The following is an 11,511-nucleotide window of genomic DNA, read 5'->3' on the forward strand; positions in this document are numbered from 1 at the left end:
ATAATGTTGACAAAGGGCGGATGGTGTAAGCGAAAAAGAGCGGAAACAGTTGAAAGGCTTGAACTGTCCCGTTTACGAAAAAAGGACACAACCAGTCCCTTTTCAAATAACAATTACAACTTTATAATGGACACACCAGTCAGGAGGGACAGGATGATAAGTATGGAAGGTACAAACTTGGGGATTACAGTTAAAAAGCTGCGTGAAACAAAGGGTATGAGCAGGATGGAACTGTCAGAGGCAGTTGGCATAAGTGAATCCCATCTGAAAAAGATTGAGGCCGGGAACCGGCAGCCCGGAATCCAGACATACCGGAAGATGATAGCAGCGCTGGAGGCGGATATTGTCATAAGGGATATGACAGGAAGCGTAAAGGGGGACTGCACAGCAAGGGCACAGAAGGTATTTCTGGAAAGCACAGAGTCGCAGGCGGTGTTTTTGGTGCAGGTTCTGGAGTACATGGCACAGAACATAAAAGCGATAAAATAGGGGGAAACCGGCTGTTGCCGGTCTGCCTGAATATATTCTTTTCATAGAGTGGCTTTGGGCAGGTCTGTAACCGCAGGCTGAAAATTTACCATGAAGATAAATTCTATAAACATATAGACAGACAGCGGACCTTGCTACGAAAATAAAACTCGTAGCCAAGAACTGAACCTTGACAACAAATGTTTTCAACAATCATAGAAGCATCACAATAAAGCAGTCGTAAAAATGGCTGCCGACAGTGAAATATTGGTATTACAAAAAAATCAGGCTTGTGCTTCCACATGGTAGCCATGCTTCTCTAATTCACGTATGTATCGGGAAAGCTGTTTTTGTTCGCAGCTTTTACGTCTGGCTTCAAAACAGGATTCATCGAAAAGAGTGCCTTGCTTTAGCATGGTGTAAATAATTACAAGAAGTTTTCTTGCAAGGGCAACAATAGCTTTTTTAGCCCCTTTCTTCTGTTTGATTCTCCAATACCAGGCGGACAGATAGGTATTGCGTTTTCCGGCGATTACCCAGGCAATTTCGCAAAGCATACTTTTTATGTAAGGGTTGCCTTTGGTGACGGATGTGCTTTTACGTTTCCCTGCGCTTTCATTATTGCCCGGGCACAGACCTGCCCATGAGCAGATATGCTCCGCAGTTTTGAACGGCTTCATGTCAATGCCGATCTCAGCAATGATTGCGCAGGAAGCCGTTGTGCTGATTCCATAAATGCTGCTTAACTGCTCCACCTGCAAGGCAAATGGGGACATGTCCGCCTCAAGGCTCTTCTCGATTTCGGCAAGATGTTCTTTTAAGGAATCATAATGGTCCATAAGAATCTTCAGGAAGGCTTTTTGATGTTCTGACAGGGTTCCATTTACGGACATGAGGATTTCATCTATACGGTTTCTTGTCTTTGTTTTTAAGCAGGAATCCAAAGCAGACCGATCAATCTGTCCATGCTCAGTGAGATGCCGGATGATGTTCCTGCCGGAAGCGCCAAAGATATCAGAAATAAAAGAGGAAAGGCGAAAGCCAGAGCTTTGCAGGAACTTCTCAACCCTGTTTTTCTGGGATGTGATATCACGGATGACGCTCTTACGATAACGGTTTAAATCACGGAACTCCCGGATTCTTTTTTCTGGAATAAAGCTGCCATTCAATAGCCCGGCACGTAGCAGGGTGGAAATCCATTCGGAATCCCGCATGTCTGTTTTCTTGCCAGGGACGTTCTTCATATGGCGTGCGTTTACAACCAGCAAAGTAATATCGCCGCCAAACGCTTCTTCGAGTATTTCATAAATAGGCATCCAGTAAATACCTGTGCTTTCCATAGCAACATGATGGCAGTTTTGAGAAACAATCCAGTCCCGTAAAGCAATCATATCCGGTATTAAGGTGGTAAACTCCCGGATTTCAGAGTTTGTCGGCTTACCCAAAGGGCCAGTCAGGATACAGGCAACAATTTTATCTTTGTGGACATCCAGCCCACAAGAAATTTCCAGAAGGTCTTTCATACAGAGTATCTCCTTTGCAATAGAATGGGCAGGAGATTTGCCCGAGGTAATACGGACTTTGCTACTCGTGCTAACCATATAAGGCGCGACAATATGCTGTGCTCAAGGGCAAAACATTTACGTTGACAAACGGGGTGCAGATCCTCCAAGGTGCGTCCAAACTTAATCCTGCCTAAAACTATTATAAATCAAGACAGGAAGCTAAAACAGTAGTGGAGCCAGCCCCTCCTATTTTCATTATAGGCTATGATAACACTTCATGATTCGTTGACAATAAATGTTCTGGCAGTTTTTATCTGCCGGAACGGAATATCAGTATGTAAGGACACAAAACATCCGGGACATTGGAAGATGATGAGGGGAGAGCTTCGCGGAGAAATATTTGCCTGCTTAAGAGTATGTGGCAGGACTTTGATGCAGGTGGAACGAGGGATCGTAACAGATGAAGGAAAAATATGAGCGGCATTCCCGGCATGGGGCAGCGCTGGCAGGCTGTCTTGAAATCCGGGTGATAATGATACCTCTGCCGGAGAACACGGCAGCCGGGGCGGCGTCCGGGGATAGCTGTGGCGTGAAAGGGGGCTGCAGGGTATTCAGGCAGCCATGCCGGGCGGTCCTGCATATTCCGTCCCACACCGGGGGAGAGAAAATGAAAAAACATGGCAGGGGATGTGCTGTATGTATATGCAGCATGGTTTCCTGAATGGCGTGTGGGAATTACTTTGCGGATAAAGTAAGATTTGGATACAGATTTTAGAGAAAAGGTAAGGTGCATACATATTTTTACGGTACCGGATTGCAGAGGCATTAGGCATCAGGGCAGGGAAACACCAGATAAAAGGATATATCAGACAGGACAAAATACATTGTGTCAGATAAGATACAGCATCAGGGGATGGATTCTATTAACATAAGGATAGTCCGCAAAGCGTGCTATCTGTTGTTTAACATAAGGACAACCCGCGAAGCGTGGTGTCCGTTGTTTTTTATCGGGAGGTGTCTGCATGACTGCGGAGGAGCACAGGAAATTTTTGGGACAGGATTTTGACAACGTAAAGATAGAGGAGTTAAAGGACATAAGCAAAATAAGGATCGACCGGGGAAAGACAGTGGAGGAAAAAAAGAAACAGTACCTTGGGAAAGTCGGCAACCCCTACCTTGTAAAGGTTGGCTCTACGATGGTCAGGATACGGTTTGCAAATAACGGGGTGAGCTTCGAGGATGCCTTTGAGGGGCTGCTCCTAATGGGATGACGGAAGGCTAATATAGAAGTTGATGAAATTTTGTAAAAAGCAGTGGAAAAATGCAGCAGTTTATGGTAAGATTTAATCTGAGGAAAGGCAGAGGGGTGTCCCGCGGGAAGGGCGCACCCATATCAGCATCAAATCTAATATATGTTTACTGGCGTTTGTCCTGCTTAACAGTTTAAGGTTTAAGGAGGATTACGCATATGGGTAAGACAGTAGACAGAATCTACCATGCAGCCATCTATGTAAGGCTTTCCAAGGAAGATGGCGATGTTGCCGGCACAGCAAAGGCGGAGAGCAACAGCATTTCCAACCAGAAGGATCTCATCAGGGATTTCCTGAAAGACAAAGATGACATTATAGTGGTTTCCGAGCGTGTGGACGACGGTTACAGCGGCTCTAATTTTGAGCGTCCCGGTTTCCAGATGATGATGGAGGACATCAGAAAGGGAGCGGTTGACTGTGTGGTCGTAAAAGACCTGTCACGTTTCGGGAGGGAGTATATTGATTCCGGGAAGTATATCGAAAGGCTGTTCCCGGCCCTTGGCGTGCGCTTTATTGCGGTCAATGACCATATTGACAGTAAGGAAGAAAGCGGGAGGGATGACATTGTCGTCCCATTCAAAAATTTAATGAATGACGCCTACTGCCGGGACATTTCCATAAAAATACGCAGCCATCTGGAAGTGAAGCGGAAAAATGGCGAATATACAGGCGCATTTACACCCTATGGCTACAAAAAGGATGAAAATGACCGGAACAGGCTGGTTCCTGATTTATATGCAGCGGGTGTGGTAAAGGATATATTCCGCATGAAGCTCAGTGGAATGAGCCAGGCTGCCATTGCGGAGCGCCTGAACGGGAAAGGCATATTGTCACCAATGGAATACAAGCACAGCCTCGGCATCCGTATCCAGGACAATTTTAAGACGCATGAGCAGGCAGAGTGGAGTTCCATGTCTGTCCGCAGGATACTTGAAAATGAGGTCTATGTTGGGACACTGGTGCAGGGCAGGTATTCCACGCCAAACCATAAGATCAAGAAGATTGTGGATAAGCCCAAAGAGGAATGGATCAGGATAGAGGACAGCCATGAGCCTATCGTAAGTAAAAGGGAATTTGCCATTGTCCAGAGGCTCCTCGGGATGGACACAAGGACATCGCCGAATGAGGATGAAGTCTATGTACTGTCGGGACTGGCAGTGTGTGCAGGCTGCGGTGCAGCCATGATCAAACGGAATGTCCCGGCAGGCGGGAAGGTTTATTCCTATTATATCTGCTCCAAAAATGCGGCGACAAAGGAGTGCGGGACACACCGAATCCCGAAGGAAAAGCTGGAAAGCCTTGTTTTTGAGGTGCTTAAGGCGCATATTGCAAACGTCCTTGATACCGGGAGAATCCTGGAATATATCGACACAGTGCCATTTCAGGAACTGGAGATAAAGGAACTGGAAAGACAGAAGGAGGCAAAAGAACAGGAGATAAGGCGGTGCCGGGAACTCCGGGACATGCTGTATGAGGACCTGAAGGACGGGATTGTTTCCAAAGAAGATTATGCGGAACTGTATGAAGGCTACAACAGCAGGAGAAAGAAAGCAGAGGAGGCAGTCTGGAAAATCCGCCACGCAATACAGGATGTGATGGAGGCTAAGACGGATAAATATGAATGGCTCCATTATTTTAAGGAGTACCAGAACATCAGCGGATTAAGCAGGATGGCAGCAGTGGAACTGATCGACAGGGTAAGGGTGTTTGATAAGGACCATATTGAGATAGATTTTAATTTTCAGGACTGTTTCCAGTCTGCGCTCCGCCGGATACAGTCCGCCGGGTGTACGGTATGCACGGGGGAAAACGGGAGGGTAACTATCCAGGAAAGGGAGGTCGTGTGATATGGCAAGGAAATCAAGGAAAGCCGGTTTTGTCAATATGGGGAAAGCAGAAGTGACACCGGCTGTAAAGGAAGAAAAGCCCGTATTCAGGGCAGGGCTGTACGCGCGGCTCTCCCTTGAAAGCGGGGCAGATAAGGAACGGGGGACCATAGAGAACCAGATGGGGCTTTTAAAAAATTTCGTGGAGGGTGCAGATGATATTGTAGTGGAATGTGAATATATGGATGTTTCCAAGACAGGGACAAATTTTGAAAGGGACGGATTTGAGGAAATGATGCGTGACATCAGGGACGGGCGCATCAACTGCGTGGTCGTAAAGGACCTGTCCCGGCTGGGGAGGAACTATGTGGAGGCCGGCAATTATGTGGAGAGGGTATTCCCGTTCTTTGAGGTGCGGTTTATTGCTGTGACGGACGGTTATGATTCCATCAGGGAGGGCGCAGACCTTTCCGTGTGCATGGCCAATATCTTCAACGAGTTCTACTCAAAGGATCTGGCGAAAAAGATCAGGGCGTCTTACCGTTCCCACTGGAAAAAGGGCAGCAATGTCTGTGGGAACCTTGCCTACGGGCTTATGAGTGACCCGATGGACAGGCACCATATCATAGCTGACCCGGATACTGCCCCTGTGGTGGCACGCATTTTTGAGATGTTTGTGAATGAGGGGATGGGATATGCGCAGATAGCAAAAACCCTGAATGAGGACGGCGTGGTCGGGCCGAAAGCATACAAGCATTTCAAAAGGACAAAGGAACTGCCCCGGAATTATGACGCCATCTGGAAAGGGCATACCATCGCGCGGATGCTCTGCAACCCTTATTATGCAGGTGACAGCAGGCATAACGAGCATGGCAGGGATGGCTTCGCGGAAAAAAAGCAGTGGAGGGAGCCGGAAGAAAACTGGATCATCGTGGAGGACACCCATGAACCAGTCGTGCCGAGGGCACTGTACCTCAAAGCGCAGGAAAGGTTAAAGAAGATACATGAAAATTCCCCGAAGTATGGGAAGAAAAACCAGGGCGAGCTTGCCTGCCGGAACTTCTATAAAAAGAAAATCGTGTGCGGCGACTGCGGGGCAACCATGTACCTTATTAAAAACCCGAACGGGACAGCCTGCTTTGTATGCGGGGGACACCAGACAAAAAAAGGATGCAGCAGGAAAAGTGTTTATGAAAGTGCGGTCAATGATGAAGTCCTCCGTGTAATCCGTGTCCATATGAATATATATGTTGACAGCATGGAAATGTTAAGGCGGATGAACCGGAAAACGGAGAGCATGAAAAAGTATGATGTGCTGACAAAAGAGATACAGAGCCTGCACCATGAAATGGAAAAGGTGGCGGCACACAGGCAGCATTTATATGAAGATTATGCGGAGCGGCTGATTGATGCGCAGCAGTATGAAGCCTTTGCAGATAAAGATGCAGCCAGGGAAACGGAACTGAGGAAAAGGACAAATGAAGTTACAGAATACCAGAAAAAATATGACAGGAATTACTGTGCAGACCAGGACTGGGAAGCAGCAATTGAAAAGTACCGGAATATCCGGCACCTGACAAAAAAGATGGTGGATGCGTTTGTGGAAAAGATTGAAATTTTTTCAGCAGGGAAAGCAACCGTGCATCTGGTTTATGACGATATGCTGGAGGAACTGGTGGCATATACAAAGGAAAGGGAGGCTGCAGATAATGGGCAATAAAAAGACTGCAATCTATATCCGCCTTTCTGATGAAGATAACAATGTTGACGGTATTGTAAAAGCAGAGAGCAACAGCGTGGCAGCGCAGAGGATTCTGATCAGGGATTATATGCAGCGGAATAATCTTCCCGCCCCGACAGATGCACTGGAGTATGTGGATGACGGATTCTCCGGCACAAATTTCCAAAGGCCGGCTTTCCGGAGGATGATGGATGACGCAAAAAGCGGGAAGATAGGCTGCATCATCGTCAAAGATTTTTCAAGGTTTGGCAGGGACCATTTGGAGACAGGCAATTACCTTGAACGGATATTCCCGCTGCTTGGGATACGGTTCATTTCCGTAAACGACCAGTTTGACAGTGAGGACTGCATGGGGATGACAGGGGGGATGAGCGTTGCACTGAAAAACATCATCAATTCCATGTACAGCCGGGATTTATCAAAAAAGGTTACGAGCGCAATGGGGACAAGAGCCGCCCGTGGTGAATATATGGGTGCGTTTGCACCTTACGGTTACTTAAAGAACCCGGAAAATGTGCACCAACTCATCCCTGATAAAGAAGCAGCGGAAGTTGTGCGGATGATATTCACAATGGCAGCGGAAGGGAAGAAGAAGCCGGAGATTGCACGGTTCCTGAATGAGCAGGGGATACCCACCTGTATGGAGCATTTCCAGAAGATAGGACTGAAAAGGAAAAGCCATAAGGAAAAAGAGAAGAAACTGTGGACCATTACCACTATTGGCGATATGCTGAAGAACGAGGTCTATCTTGGAAAGACCATCTGGAATAAAACAAGGCAGGCGGCAGTCGGTTCAAAGCGGCAGGTTAAAAATGACAGGTCTGAATGGACCATCATGGAAGGTACGCATAAACCTCTTGTATCACAGGAGCTTTTTGACATGGCAAATGCAAAGGCGTTCACGCATGAGAAGAAAAATGTACCGGCAGGACGGAAGCCCCAGCCGATCCTTATCTGCCCGTATTGTGGGAGGCGGCTTACGCTGACCAGCTGGGGAAACGCCTACCGGTGCGGGCAGGCTGCATTTTCAGGCATTGCGGAATGCAGGACAATCCATGTGGACAGGGAGCGGCTGGAAAATGCTGTATTGTCCTGTACCCGCACTATGGCAGGAATGGTGGCGGCAGAGGTGTCCAGGAAGAAAAAGGAATGGGCAGAGACAGCGGCTATTGAGGAAGAAACAGGGAAGCTGGAAGCAGAGAAAAAGAGACTGTCATCAAGAAAACTCAGGCTTTATGAAGATTACCGTTCTGGAAGGATCACAAAGGAACAGTACCGGAAGGAATATGAAAACACAGCCAGCCGGATTCTGGAAATAGAAAAAAGGATACCGGAGCTGAAAGAGGAGATCATGAAGGTCAGGGAACAGATGCTGCATATGAAAGAGAGGGAGGCGGAGCTGGAAGGTTTGGAATCGCTTGAAACTTTCGATAAAGGTAGATTGGTTACTGTGATAGACAGTGTGCAGGTTTACAGCGAGGAGAGGATAGAGATTGTATGGAAGATGGATGACTGGTTCTTTCCTGAAATAGCCAGGGAGAAAGAAGTGGTTACGCTGGAATAAAGTAGTGTAGGAAATAATGTGGGAAAGACATCATGGAGCTGGTTCTGTGGTGTCTTTTCTGTTGAAAAATAAAATATTATTTTTTTAGATTTTGCTTGACAAAAGCAGAAATGCTTGCGTTGTCTATGGAAGATATTGATTTGGAAAACTGTCAAATTCATATTACCAAAACCTATTACCGTATGAACAGGACAGATATTATTACAGAGCCTAAGACAGATGATTCTGTGCGGACAATAGAAATACCTGTATTTCTTGTGAATGAAATTAAAGACTATTGGAACAGGCTGTATCAGTATCCCAAAAATGAAAGGCTGTTTCCAGTGGTTGCAGAGGCAGTGCAGCATACCATGAAAAGACATATTGATAAGGCAGGGGTGAAAAAAATTGATGTGCATTCCCTTAGGCACAGCCATTGCGCATATTTAATCAAGCAGGGGGTCCAGCCGCTGATTATTAAAGAACGGTTAGGGCATAAGGATATTAAGATTACGCTCAATACATATGGTCATTTATATCCAAGTGAGCAGAAAAAAGTTGCTTCACTGTTGGATAAGCTGATTGCAGATGACAGTGATGATAAGGAAAATGCCCCTGCTGGTAACAAGGGCATATCTGAGTAGTGAAAGCATAGCTTTAGCCAAGCTTTACTGTACTCTATCTAGCAAATATAGTATAGCAAAGCTTCGGTCTTTCGACAATGGTGCAAATGTAATTTCCATAGATTTTTGTGGATTGCTTTTGATACCTAAAATCAAAGGAAGGAGCTTTTATTTTGTCCATTTTTAGTGAAGTAAAGGAATATCTGACAGCAAGGCAGGCAGCGGAATATTATGGTCTGAAAGTCAGGAGAAAAGGGATTGCTTGTTGTCCTTTCCATGATGATAAGCGCCCAAGCATGAAGATTGATAAGAATTATTACTGCTTTGCCTGCGGTGTCGGTGGAGATGTGATTGATTATGTTTTGCGTATGCATGGACTGTCACAGTATGATGCGGTGTTAAAGCTGATAGAGGATTTTCAACTGCCAATATCAGTTAGAGGCAAAGTGATGTTCAACGAACAGGAGAAAGCACGGATTAAAAAAGAAAAGGCGGAAAGAGAACGAATTATACATATCAAAGAGCGTTTTAAGAAGTGGTGTAATCAAAGTATTGATATATTAAGGGATTGTTTGCTGGAAGTAGAGAAGGCAGAAAATTTCTTACGGAATAAACCGCCAGATAATGTTTTTTCGGACGATTATGCGCAGATACTTCATGCGGTGCCGATTATAAATTACTGGATGGATATTCTGTGTATAGGAGAAACAGCAGAAAAGCAGGAATTATTTATGAAAAACAGGAGGGAGGTGGAGAAACTTGTCCAAAGAGTCAGAAGCAGTGGAAAGCGAATCATGGAAGAAAGTCGGGGAAGTGTTGGATGCCGAGATGAGCAGCGTGGAAGATGTGCGCTTTGACTTGGCGAAAAGTGAGAAAGGATATATTTGTCAGACAATTAATAACTGCATGATAGTGTTCCATCGTGATCCGGTTTTAAAGGGCACAATCCGCAAGAATGAATTATCAGGGAAGATTGATGTTGTCGGCAGTCTGGGATGGCAGCGGACATCTTCCAGTGTGACAGATACAGATGTTTATCAGATTCAATGGTATTTGGACAAGAACTATGGACTCAAAAATGACCGTATCATCAATAAGGCATTAAATATTGTGGCAAGCGAGAACAGGTATCATCCGATTCGTGACTGTCTGGAAAGATTGGAGTGGGACGGAGAGCAGCGTATAGATAAGCTTCTGCCGCGTTACTTGGGAGCAGATAATGATAGTTACACAAAAGAAATTATGCGGCTTCTGATGCTGGCGGCAATCCATAGAGTATATGAGCCGGGATGTAAGTTTGAAATTATGGTATGTCTTGTAGGAGGGCAGGGAGCAGGTAAATCCACGTTTTTTCGTTTTCTTGCTATGAATGATGAATGGTTTACAGACGACTTAAAGCGTATGGAGGATGATAACGTTTACCGGAAAATGCAGGGGCATTGGATTATTGAAATGTCGGAGATGATTGCAACGGTAAATGCTAAAAGTATTGAAGATATCAAGTCATTTATCAGCAGACAGAAAGAAACATATAAAATTCCCTACGAAACACACCCAGAGGACAGACCAAGACAGTGTTTGTTTGTAGGAACTTCTAACAGTATGGATTTTCTGCCACTTGACAGAACAGGGAACCGCCGCTTCGCGCCAGTGCTGGTACACCCTGAAAGAGTGGAGAAACATATTCTTGCGAATGAAAAAGAAGCAAGGGACTATATCCGACAGGCATGGGCAGAAGCGATGGTATTATATCGGAATGGTTTTCACGAGTTGAAATTATCAAGGGGCACAGAGGAATATCTGAAAGAAATGCAGAAGGAATTCATGCCAGAGGATGCAAAAGTAGGAATTATCCAGTTATGGCTGGACGAGTTGTTGGAAGATTATGTGTGCAGCATTATGATTTATAAAGAAGCATTTCATCATGAGTACGATACGCCGAAAGATTGGGAACTGAAAGAGATTAATAATGTTATGAACCATAGTATTGTCGGCTGGGAAAAAGTTTCTTCCCACAGGTTTGCCGGATATGGTACGCAGAGAGGATGGCGGAGAGTGACGGATAAGAATGGATTTCAGAAATTACCGGAAGGCACAACAACTCCATTTGAAAAATCAAAAGGGCAGAATCATATCAAAACAAATTAAGCTGGAAAACAAGAAAAAAGTTTTTTAGGCTTCGTTTACAAATTCTGTTTACAAGCTTTTGTTGACAGGAAAGTAAACAAATCGGTTTACAGGAAAAGTCAGTAAACATAAGGCTTTGGGGACTTGTAAACAGTGTAAACGAAAAATTTTTAAAAGAGTATTTGTAAACAAAACGTGTAAACGGACAGGTAAACAGAGCATTTAAGGAGGGCATTTTATATGCAGAAATTTAACAGCAGCACAAAAATAATTATCGGAGTGGATCATGGATATGGGAATATGTTATGCAAAGGAAAATATAATCCTGACATTTTCCAGGACACTGCCCAATATAAATGAAATTCCTA

General features: G+C 45.2%; 10 protein-coding genes. 9 read left to right on the forward strand and 1 reads right to left on the reverse strand.

The genetic code is table 11. From position 1 onward, the window contains the following. Positions 1 to 153 precede the first annotated feature (153 nt). On the forward strand, positions 154 to 489 hold the full coding sequence (locus D5281_RS12295) for a helix-turn-helix domain-containing protein (RefSeq protein ID WP_160556035.1): 336 nt from the start codon (positions 154 to 156) through the stop codon (positions 487 to 489). Positions 490 to 752: 263 nt separating this feature from the next. On the opposite strand, the gene D5281_RS12300 is transcribed toward D5281_RS12295, so the two are convergent. Further along, entirely contained in the window at positions 753 to 1,991 is a 1,239-nt protein-coding gene (locus D5281_RS12300) for an IS110 family RNA-guided transposase (protein ID WP_160560453.1), read from the reverse strand. A gap of 442 nt (positions 1,992 to 2,433) precedes the next feature. Here D5281_RS12300 and D5281_RS12305 point away from each other — a divergent pair, with 442 nt between their 5' ends. The 8 genes from D5281_RS12305 (at position 2,434) to D5281_RS12340 (ending at position 11,164) form a co-directional block, all read left to right on the forward strand. Continuing rightward, positions 2,434 to 2,694 (forward strand): hypothetical protein, encoded by a 261-nt coding sequence (locus tag D5281_RS12305; RefSeq protein ID WP_129178931.1) that lies wholly within the window; start codon positions 2,434 to 2,436, stop codon positions 2,692 to 2,694. Positions 2,695 to 2,995: 301 nt separating this feature from the next. Continuing rightward, entirely contained in the window at positions 2,996 to 3,244 is a 249-nt protein-coding gene (locus D5281_RS12310; RefSeq protein ID WP_129178932.1) for a DUF6870 family protein, read from the forward strand. A gap of 197 nt (positions 3,245 to 3,441) precedes the next feature. Then, entirely contained in the window at positions 3,442 to 5,130 is a 1,689-nt protein-coding gene (locus D5281_RS12315; RefSeq protein ID WP_160560454.1) for a recombinase family protein, read from the forward strand. 1 nt (position 5,131) lies between these two features. Next, a complete protein-coding gene (locus D5281_RS12320) occupies positions 5,132 to 6,829 on the forward strand; it encodes a recombinase family protein (protein WP_129178934.1) in 1,698 nt (565 codons plus the stop codon). Continuing rightward, positions 6,819 to 8,414: a recombinase family protein gene (locus tag D5281_RS12325; protein WP_160560455.1), complete on the forward strand. Its 1,596-nt coding sequence runs from the start codon at positions 6,819 to 6,821 to the stop codon at positions 8,412 to 8,414. Before D5281_RS12320 ends, D5281_RS12325 begins: the two co-directional genes overlap by 11 nt. Before the next feature lie 95 nt (positions 8,415 to 8,509). Further along, the gene (locus D5281_RS12330; RefSeq protein WP_330584995.1) at positions 8,510 to 9,037 is read left to right on the forward strand and encodes a site-specific integrase; all 528 of its coding nucleotides are present in this window, start codon (positions 8,510 to 8,512) and stop codon (positions 9,035 to 9,037) included. Positions 9,038 to 9,189: 152 nt separating this feature from the next. Beyond that, complete coding sequence (locus D5281_RS12335; protein WP_160560456.1) at positions 9,190 to 9,873, forward strand: CHC2 zinc finger domain-containing protein; 684 nt, start codon at positions 9,190 to 9,192, stop codon at positions 9,871 to 9,873. Then, positions 9,845 to 11,164, forward strand: a complete 1,320-nt coding sequence (locus D5281_RS12340) for a VapE domain-containing protein (RefSeq protein WP_160560461.1) — start codon at positions 9,845 to 9,847, stop codon at positions 11,162 to 11,164. Before D5281_RS12335 ends, D5281_RS12340 begins: the two co-directional genes overlap by 29 nt. Positions 11,165 to 11,511: the final 347 nt, after the last annotated feature.

This window comes from Parablautia muri (genome assembly GCF_009917485.1).
Lineage (GTDB): Bacteria > Bacillota > Clostridia > Lachnospirales > Lachnospiraceae > Suilimivivens > Suilimivivens muri.

What these genes read in the sequence shown, in the direction of transcription:
- D5281_RS12325 (WP_160560455.1), top strand. Translation starts at nt 6,819, where the DNA reads ATGGGCAATAAAAAGACTGCAATCTATATCCGCCTTTCTGATGAAGAT.
- D5281_RS12320 (WP_129178934.1), top strand. Translation starts at nt 5,132, where the DNA reads ATGGCAAGGAAATCAAGGAAAGCCGGTTTTGTCAATATGGGGAAAGCA.
- D5281_RS12340 (WP_160560461.1), top strand. Translation starts at nt 9,845, where the DNA reads ATGAGCAGCGTGGAAGATGTGCGCTTTGACTTGGCGAAAAGTGAGAAA.
- D5281_RS12300 (WP_160560453.1), bottom strand. Translation starts at nt 1,991, where the DNA reads ATGAAAGACCTTCTGGAAATTTCTTGTGGGCTGGATGTCCACAAAGAT.
- D5281_RS12310 (WP_129178932.1), top strand. Translation starts at nt 2,996, where the DNA reads ATGACTGCGGAGGAGCACAGGAAATTTTTGGGACAGGATTTTGACAAC.
- D5281_RS12315 (WP_160560454.1), top strand. Translation starts at nt 3,442, where the DNA reads ATGGGTAAGACAGTAGACAGAATCTACCATGCAGCCATCTATGTAAGG.
- D5281_RS12305 (WP_129178931.1), top strand. Translation starts at nt 2,434, where the DNA reads ATGAAGGAAAAATATGAGCGGCATTCCCGGCATGGGGCAGCGCTGGCA.
- D5281_RS12295 (WP_160556035.1), top strand. Translation starts at nt 154, where the DNA reads ATGATAAGTATGGAAGGTACAAACTTGGGGATTACAGTTAAAAAGCTG.